The organism is Amycolatopsis sp. NPDC114503, from assembly GCF_055633655.1.
The window spans coordinates 447,357-466,915 of the sequence record NZ_JBVKDT010000007.1; the positions used below are offsets into that span (position 1 = coordinate 447,357).

The 19,559-nt window shown below is 69.3% G+C and carries 19 protein-coding genes; 8 read left to right on the top strand and 11 right to left on the bottom strand.

What is annotated here, in order from left to right; translation table 11 throughout:
- Positions 1-25 precede the first annotated feature (25 nt).
- Together ACZ7OI_RS30270 and ACZ7OI_RS30275 are read left to right on the top strand one after the other, a co-directional pair.
- Positions 26-1,378 carry a type I glutamate--ammonia ligase gene (locus ACZ7OI_RS30270; protein WP_470267519.1) on the top strand — a complete coding sequence of 451 codons (1,353 nt, stop codon included), beginning with the start codon at positions 26-28 and terminating at the stop codon, positions 1,376-1,378.
- The gene (locus ACZ7OI_RS30275; RefSeq protein WP_470267520.1) at positions 1,366-2,124 is read left to right on the top strand and encodes a DUF6885 family protein; all 759 of its coding nucleotides are present in this window, start codon (positions 1,366-1,368) and stop codon (positions 2,122-2,124) included. The genes ACZ7OI_RS30270 and ACZ7OI_RS30275 overlap by 13 nt, the downstream gene beginning before the upstream one ends.
- On the opposite strand, the gene ACZ7OI_RS30280 is transcribed toward ACZ7OI_RS30275, so the two are convergent.
- Positions 2,091-2,480: a winged helix-turn-helix transcriptional regulator gene (locus tag ACZ7OI_RS30280; RefSeq protein ID WP_470267521.1), complete on the bottom strand. Its 390-nt coding sequence runs from the start codon at positions 2,478-2,480 to the stop codon at positions 2,091-2,093. The genes ACZ7OI_RS30275 and ACZ7OI_RS30280 overlap by 34 nt on opposite strands.
- An 83-nt stretch (positions 2,481-2,563) precedes the next feature.
- On the opposite strand from ACZ7OI_RS30280, the gene ACZ7OI_RS30285 reads away from it, so the two are divergent.
- A complete protein-coding gene (locus ACZ7OI_RS30285) occupies positions 2,564-3,184 on the top strand; it encodes an NAD(P)-dependent oxidoreductase (RefSeq protein WP_470267522.1) in 621 nt (206 codons plus the stop codon).
- Positions 3,185-3,186: 2 nt separating this feature from the next.
- Here the strand turns inward: ACZ7OI_RS30285 and ACZ7OI_RS30290 are convergent, their stop codons facing one another.
- Genes ACZ7OI_RS30290 through ACZ7OI_RS30300 form a run of 3 tightly spaced genes read right to left on the bottom strand, consistent with a single transcriptional unit; the run spans position 3,187 to position 6,507 of the window.
- Positions 3,187-4,620: an APC family permease gene (locus ACZ7OI_RS30290; RefSeq protein ID WP_470267524.1), complete on the bottom strand. Its 1,434-nt coding sequence runs from the start codon at positions 4,618-4,620 to the stop codon at positions 3,187-3,189.
- A gap of 40 nt (positions 4,621-4,660) precedes the next feature.
- Entirely contained in the window at positions 4,661-5,314 is a 654-nt protein-coding gene (locus ACZ7OI_RS30295; RefSeq protein ID WP_470267525.1) for a response regulator, read from the bottom strand.
- Positions 5,311-6,507 carry a sensor histidine kinase gene (locus ACZ7OI_RS30300; RefSeq protein WP_470267526.1) on the bottom strand — a complete coding sequence of 399 codons (1,197 nt, stop codon included), beginning with the start codon at positions 6,505-6,507 and terminating at the stop codon, positions 5,311-5,313. Before ACZ7OI_RS30300 ends, ACZ7OI_RS30295 begins: the two co-directional genes overlap by 4 nt.
- Before the next feature lie 109 nt (positions 6,508-6,616).
- Here ACZ7OI_RS30300 and ACZ7OI_RS30305 point away from each other — a divergent pair, with 109 nt between their 5' ends.
- The 4 genes from ACZ7OI_RS30305 to ACZ7OI_RS30320 are packed head-to-tail and all read left to right on the top strand — an operon-like array spanning position 6,617 to position 8,770.
- Positions 6,617-7,186, top strand: coding sequence for a hypothetical protein (locus tag ACZ7OI_RS30305; protein ID WP_470267527.1), 570 nt, complete (start codon positions 6,617-6,619; stop codon positions 7,184-7,186).
- Entirely contained in the window at positions 7,183-7,386 is a 204-nt protein-coding gene (locus ACZ7OI_RS30310; protein WP_470267528.1) for a hypothetical protein, read from the top strand. Before ACZ7OI_RS30305 ends, ACZ7OI_RS30310 begins: the two co-directional genes overlap by 4 nt.
- A 10-nt stretch (positions 7,387-7,396) precedes the next feature.
- Positions 7,397-7,774 (top strand): hypothetical protein, encoded by a 378-nt coding sequence (locus ACZ7OI_RS30315; RefSeq protein ID WP_470267529.1) that lies wholly within the window; start codon positions 7,397-7,399, stop codon positions 7,772-7,774.
- 21 nt (positions 7,775-7,795) lie between these two features.
- On the top strand, positions 7,796-8,770 hold the full coding sequence (locus ACZ7OI_RS30320; protein ID WP_470267530.1) for a phosphotransferase family protein: 975 nt from the start codon (positions 7,796-7,798) through the stop codon (positions 8,768-8,770).
- Here ACZ7OI_RS30320 and ACZ7OI_RS30325 read toward each other — a convergent pair.
- The 7 genes from ACZ7OI_RS30325 to ppgK all read right to left on the bottom strand — a co-directional run bounded on the left by ACZ7OI_RS30325 (position 8,762) and on the right by ppgK (position 18,656).
- The gene (locus ACZ7OI_RS30325; RefSeq protein ID WP_470267531.1) at positions 8,762-9,697 is read right to left on the bottom strand and encodes a hypothetical protein; all 936 of its coding nucleotides are present in this window, start codon (positions 9,695-9,697) and stop codon (positions 8,762-8,764) included. The two genes, ACZ7OI_RS30320 and ACZ7OI_RS30325, sit on opposite strands and share 9 nt — an antisense overlap.
- A gap of 80 nt (positions 9,698-9,777) precedes the next feature.
- Positions 9,778-11,469, bottom strand: coding sequence for an ABC transporter family substrate-binding protein (locus ACZ7OI_RS30330; RefSeq protein ID WP_470267532.1), 1,692 nt, complete (start codon positions 11,467-11,469; stop codon positions 9,778-9,780).
- 40 nt (positions 11,470-11,509) lie between these two features.
- The gene (locus ACZ7OI_RS30335) at positions 11,510-13,642 is read right to left on the bottom strand and encodes an ABC transporter ATP-binding protein (protein ID WP_470267533.1); all 2,133 of its coding nucleotides are present in this window, start codon (positions 13,640-13,642) and stop codon (positions 11,510-11,512) included.
- Positions 13,639-14,646, bottom strand: coding sequence for an ABC transporter permease (locus ACZ7OI_RS30340; protein WP_470267534.1), 1,008 nt, complete (start codon positions 14,644-14,646; stop codon positions 13,639-13,641). Before ACZ7OI_RS30340 ends, ACZ7OI_RS30335 begins: the two co-directional genes overlap by 4 nt.
- On the bottom strand, positions 14,646-15,623 hold the full coding sequence (locus ACZ7OI_RS30345) for an ABC transporter permease (protein WP_470267535.1): 978 nt from the start codon (positions 15,621-15,623) through the stop codon (positions 14,646-14,648). The genes ACZ7OI_RS30340 and ACZ7OI_RS30345 overlap by 1 nt, the downstream gene beginning before the upstream one ends.
- Positions 15,624-16,239: 616 nt before the next feature.
- Positions 16,240-17,673, bottom strand: coding sequence for an RNA polymerase sigma factor (locus ACZ7OI_RS30350; protein WP_470267536.1), 1,434 nt, complete (start codon positions 17,671-17,673; stop codon positions 16,240-16,242).
- Positions 17,674-17,894: 221 nt separating this feature from the next.
- Complete coding sequence (gene ppgK / locus ACZ7OI_RS30355; RefSeq protein ID WP_470267537.1) at positions 17,895-18,656, bottom strand: polyphosphate--glucose phosphotransferase; 762 nt, start codon at positions 18,654-18,656, stop codon at positions 17,895-17,897.
- 64 nt (positions 18,657-18,720) lie between these two features.
- Here ppgK and ACZ7OI_RS30360 point away from each other — a divergent pair, with 64 nt between their 5' ends.
- Positions 18,721-19,557 (top strand): inositol monophosphatase family protein, encoded by an 837-nt coding sequence (locus ACZ7OI_RS30360; protein ID WP_470267538.1) that lies wholly within the window; start codon positions 18,721-18,723, stop codon positions 19,555-19,557.
- The last annotated feature ends 2 nt before the right edge of the window (positions 19,558-19,559 follow it).

Consider the following 19,559-nt stretch of genomic DNA (forward strand, 5'->3'; position numbering starts at 1 on the left):
CGATACTGATCCCGAGGAGGTTGCCATGACCAAGGCGGCGTCGGCGGCGGCGAAGGACCTGGCCGCGGCGGGGGTCGGTGGCGTCCACCTGGCCTGGGCGGACAACAACGGCATCCCGCGTTCGCGCGTGGTCCCGGTCGGCGGACTGGCCGACGCGGCGGTCCGCGGCGTGGGCGCGACCTCGCTGTTCGCGGTCTTCGACAGCCACGACGCCATCACCTACGCCCATTCCGGCCTCAGTACGCCGTCTGGCGACATCCGGCTCGTGCCGGTCCTGGAACGGCTCCGCCGGCTCGCCGGACAGCCTGCGCTCGCCTGGGCTCCGGTGCGGCAGCTCGCCGCGGACGGTTCGCCGTGGCCGTACTGCCAACGTTCCGTGCTGGAGCGCCGCGTCGCCGAGGCGGCGCAGCGCGGTCTCGAGTTCCGGGCCGGGTACGAGCTGGAGTTCTCCGTCGCGCCGGCGGGCAGCGAGGACATCGTGTCCGCACCGGGGCATCGCGGTCCCGCGTACAGTCCGCACGCGCTGATCGGCCTGGACGAGTTCGTCGCCGCGCTGCTGCACGATTTCGCCGCGAACGGCCTGCAGATCGGCCAGCTGCACGCGGAATACGGCGTGGCGCAGCTGGAATTGTCGCTCCCGGCCACGGATCCGGTGTCCGCGGCGGACGATCAGCTCCTGGCGCGCCAGACGATCCACGCGGCCGCGCACGCACACGGACTCGTGGCGAGTTTCGCGCCGATGATCGGCCTCGGAGCCGCGGGAAACGGTTGGCACTTGCACACTTCGGTCCGCCGCAAGGGCCGCAACCTCCTCGCTGGCGACGGCGTGCCGGAGGGCGAAGGTGCGGCCTACGTCGGCGGGCTGTTGCGGGATTTGCCCGCGCTGACAGCGATCACGGCGCCGAGCGTGCCGTCGACGATGCGGTTGCGGCCGGGGTTTTTCGCTGGCGCCTATGCGTTTTGGGGTGTGGAGAACCGCGAAGCGCCGCTGCGGTACGTCCCGGGCACGGCGCTGCTCGGGACGGAGCACGCGAATGTCGAGCTGAAAACGTCGGACGCGTCGGCCAATCCGTATCTCGCGCTGGCGGTCGTGCTCGCCGCCGGGATGTCCGGGATCGAGGATTCGGCGGTCCTGCCGGAGCCGATCGCGGAGGATCCGGGCGGCTGGAGCGAAGGGGCACGGAACACCGCGGGCGTGCTGCCGCTGCCGGCGAGTCCGTCCGAACAGGACACTGCGCTGCTGGCGAATCCGCGCGTGTCCGGGGCGCTGGGGGACGAGCTGCTCGGCGCGTTCCGCGCGGTGCGCGCCTCGGACGCGGCGTGGGCCGCCGAGCGGGCGCCCGAGGAGATCGTGGCGGCGCATCTGTGGCGGTACTGAACACGGGGCTTTCCGACGTCCACTGGCTTCCCGGCGGTGCGCGCCTGGTCGCCGAAGCCCGGGCGGAACTGCCGCAGAAGGACGGGCTGGCGGCGGCCTTCACTGCGCTGGTGGCGTTGCGTGCGGCGGACATCGCGGTGCCGGACCAGGACGAGGTCGCGATCGCTGCCGGGACGGTGCGCGCGTCGGCCAGCCGTCCGGCAGGTGCGTTGTCCCGCAACGACTTCCGGCTTCCGGTTCCCTTCGACGAGACGGCTGCGGGCACATCGCTGGACGGATTGGCCTCGGCGATCCGGACGTTGTCCGGGGAGCGGCTGGCGGTGGTTCCGGCAGCGGGGGAGTGGAGCTCTTCGACAGTCTCGGATTTGTTGCTTGGCCTGTGGGAATTGCCGCGAGTGGCGGTGCTGGCGCGGGTCGACCCGGCGGAACTGGGCGCGCCGGACACGCCGGAACGCGCGCTGCTGGACTATCTCGACACCGGAATCCCTCCACTGTGGACGAACCGGTGGCGTCCGCCGGCGCCGCATCACGTGCTGATCGCGGGGGTACGGCTCGGTGCGGAGGGAACGCTGCTGTCCGTTGTGGACACTTACCGCGAACTGGGCGACGAAGGCGTGCACGACCAGCCGGTGGAATGGGTCGCGGCGGGACTGGAATCGGTGCTGCTGGTGGCGGACGCCGGGCATGCGGGGGCGTTGACGCAGGCGGTTTCCTACGCGGGGTTGCGCAGCGGCGGCGCGTCGTAACGCTCCTGCGCGTCCAGCAATTCCTCCCAATGCTCGGCAACCCAGCCGTACACCACCCGCATCGGCTCTAACAGGCTGCGGCCGAGCGGCGTCAGCGCATACTCCACCCCCGACGCCGGATCGGCATGCGCCGTACGGGACACCAACCCGGAACGTTCGAGGCCGCGCAGTGTCTGGGTCAGCACCTTCGGCGTGACGCGATGCAACGGCACCCGCAGTTCGGAGAACCGCCGCGGCCCGTCTTCCAGACAGCGGATCACCAGCGCGGACCACTTGTCCCCGAAGCGGAACGGCACCATCGCGGACGGGCACAGCTCCTCGAACAGGTCTGGAGGCAATGGCTGCCGAACGGTCATCGCGGTCTCCTCTCAGTATCCCGGAGGGAACCGGCCCCCTGGCTACCTTCCAGAGCATCGACGCTTCAGGAGGTATTCCCACGATGAGCAAGATCGTCATTTTCGGCGCGGGCGGCCGGGCCGGACGGCAGGCAGTCGCCGAGGCGCGGCGGCGCGGACACGAAGTCACCGCGGTGGTCCGGGATCCCGCGCGCTACCGAGATTTGGCCGACGTCGTCGCTGGCGACGTCACCAGCGCGGCAGACGTCGCGGCCCTCGCCGCTGGGCACGATGCGGCCGTCAACGCGGCCGCGGTCTACGGCGAAGGCACCGACCCGGACGCGTTCTTCACCGGTGCCGCACGCGCTCTCGTCAGCGGGTTGCCGCAGGCTGGGGTGGGTCGGCTGGTCGCGGTCGGGCTGTCCACGCTGCTGCCCACCGCTGACGGAACCCAGGCGCTGGACTCGATTCCGCCCGAGTTCCGGCCGTTCTGCCTGGCGCACGCGGCGGGGCTCGAAGTGTTGCGCACCGAAGGCACCGGGCTGGACTGGGTGTATGTCAGCCCGGTCGGCGACTTCGACCACGACGGCAAGCGCACCGGCCGCTACGAAATCGGCGAGCACGGCGACCTCACGGCCAAGATCTCGTACGCCGACTTCGCCGTGGCGTTGCTCGACGAGATCGAGAACCCGCGCCACCGCCGCGTGCACTTCGCGGTGGCCTGACCCTACTTCGCGAAGCGGGAGTGCTTGCGGCCGTAGAAGAAGTAGATCAGCAGGCCGATCACGAGCCACGCGGCGAACCGGATCCAGGTCATCACGTCGAGGTTCAGCATCAGGTAGAAGCACGCCACCGCGGCGATGATCGGCACCACCGGCGAGAACGGCACGGTGAACGGCCGCTTCAGATCCGGGCGGCGTTTGCGCAGCACCGGCACCGCGACCGCGACGATGATCATCGCCGACAGCGCGCCGATGCTGACCATGTCGGCCAGCGCCGAGATCGGCACGAACGCCGCCAGCACGGCGATCAGCGCGGCCCCGCCGATGGTCATCCGGTGCGGCGTGCCCCAGCGCGGGTGCGCCGTGCCGATGGCCTTGGGCAGCAGGCCGTCGCGGCCCATCGCGAAGCCGATCCGGCCGATCGTGACCAGTTCGACCATCATCACCGACGTCAGCCCGGTGACCGCGCCGAGCGAGATCAGCGCGCCGACCCAGTGCTGGCCGACCCGGTCGAAGGCGTCCGCGAGCGGCGCGCCGGAGTCGATGTCGGTGTAGTGGACCATGCCGGTCAGCACGATCGACACCCCGATGTAGAGCACCGCGCACACGGCCAGCGCGCCGAGGATGCCGACGCGGAGGTCCTTGCGCGGGTTGATGGTCTCCTCGCCGAGGTTGGCGAGCGCTTCGAAACCGGTGTAGGCGAAGAACACGACGGCCGCGGCGGTGACCATGCCGGCGATGCCGTACACCGACTGCTCGAGCCCGAGCGCGGCCTGGACCACTGGCTGGTGCAACGCGTTCGCGGTGCCGGACGGCGGCTGCGCGGGCGGCACGAACGGGGTGAGGTTCGAGCCCTTCACGAAGAACACGCCCACGGCGAGGATCAGCACGCACACCGCGACCTTGACGAGCACCAGCACGTTCGTGAGCCACGAGGACTCCTTGATGCCGACCACGGCCACGACCGTCAGCACCGCGATGATCAGCACCGCGCCGATGTTGACCTTCGCGTCCTCGCCGAACCAGTCCGGCGACAGCCCGAGCAGGTTGGCGAGATAGCCGGACCAGCTGCGCGACACCACGGCCGCGCCGAGCGCGAACTCCAGCAGCAGGTCCCAGCCGATGATCCAGGCGAAGATCTCGCCGAGGGTGGCGAAGGCGTAGGTGTAGGCGCTGCCCGCGGTCGGCACGCTGGACGCCAGCTCGGCGTAGCAGAGCGCGGCGAGGCCGGCGACCACCGCGCCGATCACGAACGACAGCGTCACCGACGGCCCGGCGTGCGTCTTGGCCTCGACCCCGGCGAGGGTGAAGATCCCGGTGCCGATGATGATGCCGACGCCGAAACCGATCAGGTCGCGCCCCCTGAGCCGCCGCTTCAGCTCGCCGGATTTCTGCCGCTTGAGGACTTCGTCGACGTCGAGAGTTCTCCGCACACCCATGGGGGAACGTTAGAAGGTGACGGCCCGATGCGCAGATCGGCTATCCGGGTGGAGTGAGGCCGTGGTCCTGGGCCAGGATCGCGGCCTGCACCCGGGAACGCAGGCCGAGCTTGGCCAGCACCCGGGAAACGTGCGTCTTCACCGTCGCCTCGCCGATGTACAGCCTGGCGCCGATTTCGGCGTTCGAGAGCCCGGCGCCAAGGCATCCGAGCACCTCGCGCTCGCGTTCGGTGAGGTCCGTCAGCCCGGTTGGCGCGGGCGACGGCTCGGCCGGGGTGCTGGCGAAGGCGGCGATCAGCCGTTTCGTGACCTGCGGCGCGAGCACGCCCTCGCCCGCCGCGACGAGCCGGACGGCCTCGATCAGCCGCGGCGCTTCGACCGACTTCAGCAGGAACCCGGCGGCTCCGGCGCGTAGCGCGGCGTGCACGTACTCGTCGAGGTCGAAGGTGGTGAGGACCAGGACTTCGGCGAGCCCTTCGGCGATGAGCTGGCGGGTGGCGGTGATCCCGTCGGTGCCCGGCATCCGGACGTCCATCAGCACGACGTCCGGCCGCAGCGCGCGGGCCTGGCGCAGCGCGACCTCGCCGTCGGCGGCTTCGCCGACCACCTCGATGCCCTCGGCGTTGCCGAGGATGAGCGCGAGCCCGGCGCGGATGGCGCCGTGGTCGTCGGCGACGAGGACTCGGATGGTCATGGTGTCTCTCCGGCGAGGGGAAGTTCAGCGTGGACGAGCCAGCGCGGCCCGGACGGACCTGCTCGCAGAGTGCCGCCGACGGCGTGCGCGCGCTCGCGCATGCTGAGCAAGCCGTGCCCGCCGCTGTCGGCCTGGGTCGGCGCGCCGAGCAGTTCGTTGCCGATCTCGACGGTCAACGTGCCGTCGGCCGCCCGGAGCCGCACCGTCGTCTGGCTGCCGGGCGCGTGTTTGACCGCGTTGGTCAGCGCCTCTTGCGCGATCCGGTACGCGGTGAGGTCCACTGCCGTCGGCAGCGCGAGTTCTTCGTCCACAGTGGAATCCACAGTAACCGTCATGCCCGCCGCCCTGGCCGACTCCACCAGTCTGGTCAGTTCTGCCAGCCGGGCGGGAGCGGTCACCTCGTCCTCGCTGGATTCCGAACGCAGCAGACCGATCATCGCGCGCATTTCTTCCAGCGCGCGCACGCTGTTCTCCCGCACCGCGACGAGCACGGTCTGCGCGGTCTTCGGATCGTCGGCCATGGACAGTGCCGCCTCCGACTGGATGGCGATGGCCGACAGATGCCCGGCGACGACGTCGTGCAGGTCGCGGGCCATTCGCGCGCGCTCGGCCGCGACGGCCGCCTTTTGGTCCAGCGCGGCGATCGTCGCGAGCTGCTCGGCGTTGGCGCGTTCGGTCGCCGCGATATCGCTCTGCTGGCGCACATTCGCGCCCCACCACACCGGGACGAGCAGGAACGACAGCAGGCTGAACGCACCGACCGCCGCCGCCCGCCAGCCCGCGACGGCCAGGAAGACGACCACCACCGCGAGCACCGCGGTGGCGGTGGCTCCGACCAGCACCCGGGTCGTCCGGCGGGAGCCGTGCATCATGGCGGAGTACAGGAAATCCGTGTACGCGATGGCGATCGGCAGCGACAGGCCCAGCGCGACATCGACACCGACGATCCCCGTGGCGATCAGCAGCCCCCACGGCACCTTCCGGCGCAGGAACGAGGCGAGGCAGATCGCGGTGAGTTCGGCGAACCGGACCCAGAGCGGGTACGGGTCGCCGCTCGGCTGCAGCCGGTGGACGTCGGCGAGGTACAGCAACGAGCCGCCGGCGAACACCGCGAGCGCGACGAGGCCGTTCTGCTGCCACGGCGGCAGTTCGCTCGGCCGGGGGAGGGCCGAGCGCAGGTCTCGCAAGCGCACCCGACCATGACAGCACACCGGGGCGGCCCGGTCGTCCTACGAAATGATGACCCCCCGATCGTGCCGTCCGCTGACGCGCGCGGACGCCCGCGGCCGCGAAAGTGGACGCATGGACGAGATTCTGAACAGCCCGATGACCGCTGCCATCGTGGCGTGCGAGATCGGGTTCTGGGTCTTCATCGCGGCAGGGCTGCTGACCCGGTACGCGCTGCGCAAGCAGAAGGCCAGCACCGTGCTGCTGGCGCTGGTGCCCGTGGTCGACCTGGTGCTGCTGGTGATCACGGTGATCGACCTGGTGAACGGTGCGAAGCCGAACGTGACGCACGGGCTGGCGGCGGTGTACCTGGGCTTCTCGGTGGTGTTCGGGCCGTCGATGGTGGAGTGGGCCGACGTCCGGTTCGCGCACCGGTTCGCCGGCGGGCCGCGGCCGGAGAAGCTGTACGGCCGCGCGAAGGCCCGCAAGGAATGGCGCGAATGGGGCAAATGCGTGCTGGCGTCCGCGATCAGCGCCGGACTGCTGTTGCTCGCGATCGTGGTGGTCGGCACATCGGGCCACGTCGAACCGCTGTGGGGCTGGCTGCCGAGGCTGGGCACGCTCACCGGGGTGTGGTTCGTCTTCGGACCGCTGTGGCAGCAGCTTTTCGGCTCCTCCGCGCCGAAAGAGGAGGCGTCGCGATGATCGAGCTGCTGGGAATTCTGCTGGTGGTCCAGGGCGCGGGCGGGCTGATCAACCGGCTCGCCGGGGCGGGGCACCCGAGCTGGTTCGTCCAGTTGCACGTGCTGCCGCCGCAGCTGCACATCGCCGCCAGCATCGTCCTGCTCGGGGCGGGCGCGGCGGTGCTGTTCGCGAACCGGGCGCGCAAACGCCGCCGCGGCTAAACTCGACCGGGTGGCGGTCGGCCCGGTTGTGCTGTTCGCCGTGGTCAGCGTGGCTCCCTCGGCGTTGTTCTGGGCTGCCCTCCGCCTCCCCGCCCTCTGCCGCCGGCTTGGTCGGAGACGCGCCGCTCCAGTTCCGTCCGAACCGCCGGTCGAGCAGGTGGCCGCCGATCTGCGCCGGGTTCGCCGGACGCTCGCCCAGCTTCCCGCCGGCACGCCCGCCGCGCGCCGGATCGGCACCCGGCAGGCGTACGACGAACTGCTCGTCACCGCCTGCCGCGAGATCGGCGTCGAACATCGGCTCGACGGCTTGCGCGAGGGAGCCGACCGCGATCTCGAACGGCTGCGGATCGAGGATTCGCTGAGCCGTAAAGGATTCGTGCTGTCCTGAGCGGAGTGGCAGGATGCGCGCGTGGACTTCCAGCCGAAAGACCGGACCTCCGACGCGTTCCAGCAAGCCCTCACCGCCGAACAGATCGAACTGCTCTGCCGCCGCGCGCTCGGCACCACCGTGCGGTCCGCCGTCGAAATCGGATGGGGCGGGTACAACAACACCTACCGGGTGGAGCTGGCTGACGGCCCGGCGATCCTGCGCGTCGCACCGGAACCGGCGCGGCAGACCCGGATCGAGCACCAGTTCATGCGCAACGAATACCTTGCCGCGCCGTACTTCGCGCCGATCGCGCCGCTGATGCCGTGCACGCTCGCGGCCGACTTCACGCATCAGGTCATCGGCCGGGATTATGTCCTGCAGGCAGTTCTGCCAGGAGAGCCCGGCCCGGAAATCCTGTCCCCGGTCTCGCCGGAGGAGCGGACGCCGTACTTCCGCCAGCTCGGCGAAATCACCCGCGCCATCCACGACGTAGGCGGGCCCGGTTTCGGTCTTGTAGCCGGACCGCATTTCGCGACCTGGAGCGAAGCGCTGATCGCGTACTTCGAGGACAACGCCGCTGACGTCGAAGACCTCGGCCTCGACGGGGCGGACCTGCGCGCGATGGCCGAGTGGGCGAGGCGCGACGCCGCGCTGCTCGACGAGATCACCGAACCGCGCCTGATGCACGGGGATCTGTGGCACGTGAACGTGATGCTGACGCCGGAGCTGGAGATCGTCGGAGTCTTCGACCACGACCGCAGCTGGTGGGGCGACCCGGCGGCGGACTGGACGATCCGCATGGCGTCGGTGAAAACGGGCTCGAAGCGGGATGCGTTCTGGGACACCTACGGACGTCCCGACGAGTCCCCGGCGGCGAGGCGGCGGGCGTTGTACTACGAGGCCCGGCACCTCGGCGCGGTGCGGTTGGAGCGGTACCGGCTGGGCAAGGAGGGGAAGGTCGAGGAGTCGTATCCGGAGGTGGCGGAGATTCTGGCGGCGCTGGAGTCAGAGTGAGGGGTCGGAGCCGCGCAGCGCGGCCCACCAGAAGCCGAATGCGGCGATCAGGACGCTGACGGTCAGCCAGCCGGCGAAGCCGCTGCCGTCGACGAGTGCCCAGAAAGCGCCGACGACCGGGGCGACGGCCAGCACTGGCAGGTCGGCGCGGAACTGTCGCGCGAGGCGAACCGGCGTGGCGGCGGCAAGCGTGCGTTCCTCATCCGGCGCAGACGGATTGTCCAGCCGACGGCCGCGAGGCTCTCCTGTGCGCACCGAACCAGCCGGGTACAGCACCTCTCCGTCGACGCGGACGGCGACGTGGCGGTCCGTGCGCAGATTGCCCAGCACCTCGACCCGAGACGGCGACGGCAGGCCGATCAGCGTCGGCGAGAAGTACACCGGGATCCACCGCGGCGTGGCCGTGTCAGTCTCCAGCCACGACCGCGTCAGCAAGCCGCGCTGTACCTTCACCCGGCGCATGGGCACGGAGGAGCCCGCCTTGCGTCGCGACGGCTGCACGAAGCGGGTGAAGAGCAAGAACCCGTCCACCGCCAGCATCGCGAGCACCGCCACCACCGTGACCGTCGCGTACGTCGAGGCGCGGTCCGCGGTCACCAACGCCGAAGCGCCGGTCGTGACCGCACGCGACGGAGCCGACGGGTCGTACCGCACCGGAACCTTCACGCCCAGCTTCGGGGGAGTGGTGTCCAGCTCGACCGCCGCGCTCGCTTCCGGCTGATTCGGCACCGGGAACCGCACCGTGACAGTGGCGTCGTCGACCCGCGAAACGATTCCGGTCGCGTTCGCGGTGAGCCCCTGCAGTTGCGGCCGGGCGCTGGTGAACTCCAGCAGTTGCACCACGAACACGACCGCGCACGCGACGAACACGACCGCACTCGTCACCAGAATGTGCCGCACCGGCCGCAACCGCAGGAAATTCCGCACAAAACTCACCTTAACTGTCCAAAAAGGAAGGAGCGGCGCGGGGAGTCCGCGCCGCTCCTTCGATTCCCGCTAGGGGAGGATTACTTCACGAACCCGATCTTGCCGTAGTCGTACGGGACGTTCGCGTAGCCCGGCGAACCGAAGTTGCCCAGCGTCTTGCGGACGGCGAAGGCGCCGGTCGACTGGAAGATCGGAAGCTGGTGGCCCAGCGCCCAGATCTCCTTGTCCGCGGCGTTGATGTCCGCGGCCCGCTTGGTGTCGTCCAGTTCCTGAGCGGCGGTGTCGAGCAGCTGGTTTTCCTTGTCGCTGCCGATCCGGCCGTAGTTCTGGTTGACGTTCTTCGGGTCGAGGTAGTAGATGCCCTTGCTGCCGCCGATCGGGAACGAGTTCGAGATCCAGCGGAACAGCGTGAGGTCGAAGTTGCCGACGTTCACGTAGTTCTTGAAGAACTCGGTCGACGGGACCGCGACGATGTCGATGCCCACGCCGATCGCCTTCAGCTGCGACTGCAGAATCTGGCCGGTCTGCTGGCTGATCGGGGTGCCCGACGGGATCACCAGGCGCAGCTTCAGCTGCTTGCCGTCCTTGGCGCGCAGGTCACCGGACTGCTTCCAGCCCAGCTTGTCCAGCTCCGCCTTGGCCGCGTTCTGGTCGAACTTGTACGGGCCGCTGTTGTCCTCGTAGGTCTTCGAGCCCTTGAGGTACAGGTGGTTGCCGATCGGCGTCGTGTCCTTCTGCATCTGGCCGAGGATCGACTTCGCGATGGTCACCGTGTCCACGCCGCGCATGACCGCCAGCCGCAGATCCTTGTCCGCGAGGATCGAGGACGAGGCTCCGTTGAGCGTCATGTGCATGTAGTCGGGGTAGGTCGACTGGCGCACGACCGAGTTCGGGTCCGACTGGGCCCGCTTGAACGCGTTGATGTCGTTGTTCAGGTTGTAGAAGTCGATCTGCCCGTTGGCGAACGCGTCCGCCAGCGCTGGCCGGTCCACGACCTTATAGGTTACGGTGTCCAGCTTTGGTTTGTCGCCCCACCAGTTCGGGTCGCGCTCGAACACCGCGGTCTTGGCGGTGTAGTCGACGTTCTTGATCTTGAACGGACCCGCGGTGATCTGCGCCTTCTGCGCCCAGCCCTTGTTGAAGGTGTTGGCGTCGGCCATCGCTTCCTTCGGATACAGCGGCGAGAACAGCGACTTCCACTCCGCGAACTTCTTCGCGAAGGTGACCTTGACGTCGAGGTCGTCAGTGCCCTTCTCGACCTTGGCGATGTCCTCATAGCCGGTCGTCTGCGAGACCTGGTAGGAGGTGTCCTTGCCGGTCAGCGCCTTCGCCATCGCGGCGAAGTCCTCCCAGGAGAACTGCCGCCCGTTGCTCCACTTGGCCTTCGGGTTAATCTTGTACTCGATGACCTGCGGGTCCTGGCTGACGATCTCGGCCGAGGTCAGGTAGTTCTTGTCCATGCCGACCGTCGCGTCCGCGTTCTGCGGGAACGGGTAGGGCAGGATCGCGCCGAACATGTTGGCGCCGTCCAGGTTAGTGCCGTCGACCTGGTAGTAGTTCCAGTTGTCCGGCAGCTGGTCGACCGGCCACTTGAAGTCGCCGCCGTCCTTCAGCTTGTCCAGCGGCTGCTCGTTGATGTCCGCGGTCTTGACGCCCGTTGTGCCGGCGTCCTGCAGGCCGTTGCCGCCGCCGCCGCTGCCGCCGCCGCAAGCGGCGAGCAGGAGCCCCAGAGCGGCAACGGGGGCCACGAGTGCGGCCATTCTCCGTCGCATGTGTGTACCTTCCTTCTTCTGGTGTGCCAACGGATTGTGGCTACACAACTTCGCGGGTTTTGGCGTAGTGGCACGCCACGTCGTGGTCGTCGGCGCGGGATTCGCGCGGCGGCTCGACGTCGACGCACTTCTTCTTGTCCTCTTCGGACAGTTGGGAGAAGACGAAACACCGGGTGCGGAACCGGCACCCCGACGGCGGATTCGCCGGGCTGGGCAGGTCCCCGGTGAGGATGATCCGGCCGCGCTCGCGCTCCTTGGCCGGGTCCGGGATCGGGATCGCGGACAGCAGCGCCTGCGTGTACGGGTGCTGCGGCGCCTCGAAAACCGTGCGGACGTCGCCGATCTCGACGATCTTGCCGAGGTACATCACGGCCACCCGGTCGGCGATGTGCCGGACCACGGACAGGTCGTGCGCCACGAACAGGTACGACAGGCCCAGCTTGGCTTTCAGCTCGTCCAGCAGGTTGATCACGCCCGCCTGGATCGACACGTCGAGCGCGGACACCGGCTCGTCGAGCACGATCAGCTTCGGCTCCAGCGCGAGCGCCCGCGCGATGCCGATGCGCTGGCGCTGCCCGCCGGAGAACTCCGCCGGATACCGGTCGGCGTGTTCCCGGCGCAGGCCGACCAGCCCGAGCAGTTCCGGCACCCGCTGCGCGATGCGCTCCTTCGAGAACCCGTGCGTGACCATCGGTTCGGCGATGATGTCGCCGATCGGCAGCCGCGGGTCGAGCGCGGCCATCGGGTCCTGGAAGACCACCTGCAGGTCGCGGCGGATCGACTTGCGGTCCTTGCCCGCGAGCTTCGCGACGTCCTTGCCGAGCACCGCGACCGAACCGTGCGCCGGGGCGGCCAGCTCGAGGATCTCCATCAGCGTGGTCGACTTGCCGCAGCCGGATTCGCCGACCAGGCCCAGGGTTTCGCCCTCGACGATGTCGAAGGTGATCCCGTCGACCGCGCGCACCGTGCCGACCTTGCGCTTGAAAATGGTGCCCTTGCTGACCGCGTAGTGCTTCTGCAGGTCCAGCACGTCGAGCACGGTCGAACGCTGGGCACGCGGCACGGACGCGACCGCGGCCTCCTCGATCACCTCGGCGCCGTAGACCTCGGCGGCGTCCGCTTCCGGACGGGCGAGTTCCTCGGTGCGGATGCAGGCGGCCCGGTGCGTCGTGTCGACCGGCGCGTTCGGATTGCCCGGCGTGATCGTGAACAGCTCCGGCTCGGCCTCGCGGCAGGCGTCGATCGCCAGCGGGCAGCGCGGCGCGAACGGGCAGCCCTGCGGCAGGCCCACCAGCGACGGAGGCTGGCCCTCGATCGGCACCAGCGGCTGCTTCTCCCGCGCGTCGACGCGCGGGATCGAACCGAGCAGGCCCAGCGTGTACGGCATCCGCGGCTGGGCGTAGATCGTGTCGACCGGACCCTGCTCGACCGCGCGCCCGGCGTACATCACCATCAGCCGGTCGGCGAACCCGGCGACCACGCCGAGGTCGTGCGTGATGATCACGATGCCGGCGCCGGTGACCTCCTGCGCGGTCTTCATCACCTCCAGCACCTGGGCCTGCACCGTCACGTCGAGCGCGGTGGTCGGCTCGTCGGCGATGATCAGGTCCGGGTCGTTGGCGATCGCGATGGCGATCACCGCGCGCTGGCGCATGCCGCCGGAGAACTCGTGCGGGAACGCCTTCGCCCGCGCCGCCGCGTTCGGGATGCCGACCAGGTCGAGCAGTTCGACCGCGCGGTTGTTCGCCTGCTGCTTGGTGACCGTGCCCTTGCCGTGCACCAGAAGCGCTTCGGCGATCTGCGCCCCGACGGTGTACACCGGGGTCAGCGCGGACAGCGGGTCCTGGAAGACCATCGAGATCTTCTTGCCGCGGATCTTCGACAGTTCGGTGTCGGACTTGCCGATCAATTCGCTGTCCTGGAACCGGATCGAGCCGGACACCCGCGCCTGCGGCGGCAGCAGCCCCATCACCGCCAGCGACGACACCGACTTGCCCGAACCGGACTCGCCGACGATGCCGAGCACCTCGCCCGCGGCGACCTGGTAATTCAGGCCGCGCACCGCGTGCACGCGGCCGGACTCGGACGGGAAGGACACTTCGAGGTCGGAAACCTCGAGCACGGTGCCGGTGGGCTTGCCCGTTTCCGCGCTCAGTTCGAGTGCGGCGCTCATGCTTCTGCTCCCACGGTCTGCGTCGACGTGGTCGACTTCGTCTTTTCTTCGATCCGCTTGCGTTCCTTGCGCCGAGAACGGCTGGACGACGGGTCGAGCGCGTCGCGCAGGCCGTCGCCGACGAAGTTCACCGCGAGCACGGTGAACACCAGGAAGCCGGCCGGGATGTAGAACAGCCACGGGAACGTGCGGACCGCGTCGGAGCCCGACGAGATCAGCGTGCCCAGCGAAACGTCCGGCGCCTGCACGCCGAAGCCGAAGAACGACAGCGACGTCTCCATGATGATCGCGACGCCGACGTTGATCGTCGCGTCGATGATCAGCAGCGACGCCATGTTCGGCACGATGTGCTTGAAGATGATCCGCCACGGGGACTGGCCCATGAACTTGGCGGCCTTCACGAACTCGCGTTCGCGCAGCGTCAGCGTCATGCCGCGGACGATGCGGGCGGTGATCATCCACTGGAACAGCGCGATCAGGCCGACCAGGATCAGCCAGGTCTTGCCGCGGAAAGCGGGCGACAGGATCGAGATGATCAGGAACGGCGGGAGGATCAGCAGCAGGTCGACGACCCACATCGACACCCGGTCGGTCCAGCCGCCGAAGTACCCGGCCGCGGAGCCGACGATCGAGGCCACGCCGGTGGAGAACAGCGCGGCCAGCAGGCCGATGGTGAGCGACTTCTGCAGCCCGCGCATGGTCTGCGCGAACATGTCGCCGCCGATCTGGTTGGTGCCGAACCAGTGCGTGCCGTCCGGCGGCATCAGCGTCGACGTCGGGTCGAGGTCGTCGTAGCCCCACGGCGAATACCAGCTGTAGGTGAACGCCAGCACGTAGAACAGGAGGATCACGACCAGCCCGGCGAGGGCCAGTTTGTTGCGGAAGAACCGGCGGCCGACGAGCTTGCCGCGGCTGGAGGACTTCCCGCCCTGCTGCGCGGTCTCCGTTTCGGTGACGGCGACGGCCGAATCGGCGAGGTCGGCCTCGTTCAATGGGGCGGCCATCAGATCCTCACCCTCGGGTCGAGCGCGGCGTAGAGCACGTCCGCGAGCCAGCCGGCGAGCAGCACGCAGATCGCGATGAACAGGGTCACGGTGGTGACGATGTTGGTGTCCTGCTTCTGAATGCCGGTCACCAGCCAGTCGCCCATGCCGTACCAGCCGAAGATCTTCTCGGTGAAGACGCCGCCGGTGATGAGCAGGCCGAAGCCGAACGCGAACAGCGTCGCCATCGGGATCAGCGCGGTGCGCAGGCCGTGCTTGAACAGCGCGCGCCTGCGGGTGAGGCCCTTGGCCTGCGCGGTGCGCAGGAAGTCCGAGCCGAGCACGTCGAGCATCGCCGAACGCTGATAGCGGCTGTAGTAGGCGACCTGGGTCAGCACGATCGCCAGGGTCGGCACGATGATGTGCTGCAGCCGGTCGAGCAGGACGTCGCCGAAACCGCCGTCGATCGCGCCGCCTTCGCCCTGCACGATGAAGAACTGGTACCCGTCGAGCAGGTTGTCGTTGACCGACTGCGCGCCCGCCTTGAGGATCGTGGCGATCACGAACACCGGCGTCGACAGCACCACGAAGGAGAACGTGGTGGCGATGTAGTCGCTGATCTTGTACTGCCGGATCGCGCTGACCACGCCGACGAGCACGCCGATGATGATGCCGATCGTGATCCCGAGCAGGAACAGCCGCAGGCTGACGCCCGCGCGGCGGAACAGTTCGTCGGTGATCGCCTGATCGGCGACGGTGCGGCCGAAGTCGCCCTGGATGACGCCGCCCAGCCAGGTGAAGAACCGGTGCGGGATCGCCTGGTCCAGGTGCAGCTCGGCGGCCTTGGCGTCGATGGTCGCCTGCGGAGCCGGCGGGTTGCGCAGCTTGAGCGCGTCCAGCGGACTGAACGACAGCGACGCCAAGGAGAACGCCGCGAAGGTCGCGACGAGGCACAGGGCGATGTAGTTGACGAGTCTGCGGAGGAGGAACCCGATCACAGTTGCCTCGCTTCGCCGGGGCCGGAGGATCCGCTCCGCGCCGCCGGGCTTCCCTGGCTCGCTCGCGATTGAGTTTTCGTCGAAAACACTGGGCGGTGCTGCCTTCCAATACTGACGCTCGTTGTGGGCGCAGCCTAATGGCGATCAGCCGTTGCGATCTTCGTTTTCAGGCAACCAAACAATCACGATTTCCGCGCTTCGGCGGAGAACAACCGACTTTAGCCTCTTGTTCGGGTCCCAGTGTCGCGGTGGGTGCGCGACTGTGCACCGGCGATGAGTATTCCGGAACGGTTCCGGGGGTTCCGGGTGAACGGTTGTGAACGGGGAACGGACACGCACGGAACGTCCGCTGCTCGGCGGCGCGCCGAGTCGCACGTGCGGATGCGTGTTCCCGCGGCGGAAACGGGCCGGCGGATTCCGGTTGTGCCGCAGCGTAATTCGCCTCGGGCTCCCGCGTCGCCGGGTTTTCCGGACCGGCCGGTGTCCACTGTGGTCAGGCGAAGGAAGGATTTCGCGGAAATGTCAGGACGGCGCCCGTCGCGTTGTTGTCGGTAAACGCGAAAAACCCCGCCGCCGCGTAGTGCGGGGCGGGGTTTGTCGCGAGAACCGAAGCGGTTCAGTCCAAGTAGTCGCGCAGCACCTGCGAGCGCGACGGGTGGCGCAGCTTCGACATCGTCTTCGACTCGATCTGCCGGATCCGCTCGCGCGTGACTCCGTAGACCTGGCCGATCTCGTCGAGGGTGCGCGGCTGGCCGTCGGTGAGGCCGAAGCGCAGCCGGACCACGCCCGCCTCGCGCTCGGACAGCGTCTGCAGCACCGACTGGAGCTGGTCCTGCAGCAGCGTGAACGACACCGCGTCGACCGCGACGACCGCCTCGGAGTCTTCGATGAAGTCGCCGAGCTGCGAATCGCCCTCGTCGCCGATGGTCTGGTCCAGCGAGATCGGCTCGCGCGCGTACTGCTGGATCTCCAGGACCTTCTCCGGCGAGATGTCCATCTCCTTGGCGAGCTCCTCGGGCGTCGGCTCGCGGCCGAGGTCCTGCAGGAGTTCGCGCTGTATGCGGCCGAGCTTGTTGATGACCTCCACCATGTGCACCGGGATGCGGATGGTGCGGGCCTGGTCGGCCATCGCGCGGGTGATCGCCTGGCGGATCCACCACGTGGCGTACGTGGAGAACTTGTAGCCCTTGGTGTAGTCGAACTTCTCCACCGCGCGGATCAGGCCGAGGTTGCCCTCCTGGATCAGGTCCAGGAACGCCATGCCGCGGCCGGTGTAGCGCTTGGCCAGCGACACCACGAGCCGGAGGTTGGCCTCCAGCAGGTGGTTCTTGGCCCGCTCGCCGTCGCGCACGATCCACTTGAGGTCGCGGCGCATCTGGGTGACGAGCTTCTCGCCCTCCTCCTCGGCGGTGCGCACGCGCTCGGCGGCGTAGAGCCCCGCCTCGATCCGCTTGGCGAGCTCCACCTCCTCCTCGGCGTTCAGCAGCGCGACCTTGCCGATCTGCTTGAGGTAGGCGCGGACGGAGTCGGCCGACGCGGTGAGCTCGGCGTCCTTGCGCGCCTGGCGCAGCGCCTCGGACTCCTCCTCGTCCCACACGAAGTCCGGGTTGTCCGAGGACTTGCCGCCCTTGTCCGCCGCGGCCGCGCGGCGGCGCGCGGCGGTGGACACCGGCGCGCCCGCGGGACCCTCGGCCGTTTCGGCCTCGTCCGCGTCGTCGGAGTCGTCGTCATCGTCGTCGGTCTCGTCGTTGACCGTTTCGTCGACGACGTCGACCTCGACCTCTTCGAGATCGGACAGATCCGGGCTGTCGAGTTCGGCCTCGTCGAGGTCGACCGGGCCGTCGGGATCGCCGTCTTCGGTCTTGGCGCCCTTCGCGGCGGCCTTCTTCGCCGGAGCCTTCTTGGCCGGAGTCTTCTTCGCGCCTGCCGACTTCGCGGCGGTCTTGCGCGCCGGGGACTTCTCCGCTCCGGTGGCCGCCTCGTCGGCAGGCTCGCCGGCTTCGGTCGCTGTCTTCGTCCCGCCTCGGGTTGCGGTTCTTGCGGCTGCCACTTACGCCCTTTCGCAGCGGTCGATCATGACGAGCCGAGATGTCGCCACCTCGGCTGCCTCACATTCGGGGAACACGCCTCGGCCTGCGGTTTTACCTCCGCAGCTCCTGCGCCGTGTTCCATTGTAACGACGCCGGCCCACTGCGTCGCGAAGCGATCACCCTCCGACCCCTGCCCGGCGCCTCCCGGTGACCGGTCCGAGACCCGGCGCGGACCCCTCGTTCAGCGCCCGGCGCCCTCCGCGGCGGCCGCGGCGGCCCCGACGATGCCCGCGTTGTTCTGCAGCGACGCGACGACCACCGGCGTGCGGATGTCCAGCAGCGGCACCCACTTCTCGGCCTTCTTGCTGACGCCGCCGCCGACGATGAACAAGTCCGGCCAGATCAGGTTCTCCAGCACCGAGAGGTACCGGTGCACCCGCTTGGCCCACTCCGGATACGACAGGCCCTCGTTGTCCTTCACCGAGGCGGCGGCGCGCTTCTCCGCGTCGTGGCCGTCGACCTCCAGATGGCCGAATTCGGTGTTGGGCACGAGCTTGCCGTCGTGGAACAGCGCGCTGCCGATGCCGGTGCCGAAGGTGAGCAGCGCGGTCACGCCGGCGCGCGCGGCCGCGTCGCCGAAGCGGATCTCGGCGAGGCCCGCGGCGTCGGCGTCGTTGAGCATCGTGACTTCCTCGACGCCCTTGCCGAGCCGCTTCGCGAACAGCGCTTCGGCGTCCGTGCCGATCCACTTGCGGTCGATGTTGGCCGCGGTGTGCGCGGTGCCCTTCTTCACGACCGCGGGGAGCGTGACGCCGACCGGGCCGTCCCACTCCGCCGCGCGGACGATCTCGGCGACGACGTCCGCCACCGCGTCCGGCGTCGACGGCTGCGGCGTTTCGATCCGGTGCCGGTCCCCGATGAGCTGTCCCTGTTCCAAATCGACCAGCGCGCCTTTGATCCCGCTGCCGCCGATGTCGATTCCGAAACCTCGGGTCGCCGTCACTGACGTGGTCCCTTCTCGCACGATTCAGAAGTCTGCTGCGGAGACTTTAACCGGATGTGATGACATGGCGGGCGTGGGAGTTGACGAGGCGATGCTGAACGACCTGAAGGACACCGCCGAGCAGGTCGCGGTCGAGGCCGCGCACCTGGTCAGGACGGCGTGGGTGCGGATGCAGTCCGGCGGCGAGGTCGCGGTGGACACGAAGTCGGCGGAGACCGACGTGGTGACCGCGGTGGACCGGGAGTCGGAGGAACTGGTCCGCGCGCGGCTGGCGCGGATCCGGCCCGGGGAACACGTGCTCGGGGAGGAGGGCGGCGGTTCCGCCGACGACGCTGCGGGCGGGGTCACCTGGGTGGTCGACCCGATCGACGGGACGGTCAACTTCCTCTACGGCTTGCCGGGCTTCGCGGTGTCGATCGCCGCGCAGATCGACGGGGTGTCGGTCGCGGGAGCGGTCGTGGAGCCGGTGAGCGGGCGGCGCTGGACGGCCGTTCGCGGCGGCGGTTCGTGGCTGGACGGCGTCCGGCTGTCGGTGTCCGCGGCGGACCGGCTGGACCTGGCGCTCGTGGGGATGGGGTTTTCCTACGCGCAGGACCGCCGGGTCCGGCAGGGCAAGCTGACGGCGGATCTGGTCGGGCGCGTGCGCGACATCCGCCGCGGGGGAGCCGCTTCGCTGGACCTGTGCGCTGTCGGGGCCGGTTGGCTGGACGGATTCTTCGAGCACGGCCTGCACCGCTGGGACTGGGCGGCCGGGGCCCTGGTGGCGCGGGAGGCGGGCGCGACGGTGCTGCTGCCGGGCGAGGCGGCGGAGCTGGGGGAGGACTCGACCTTCGCGGCGTCGCCGGGGATCGCGGCCGAGTTGCGCGCGGCGCTGGCCGAGGGCGGTGCGGCAGAGGTGTGACC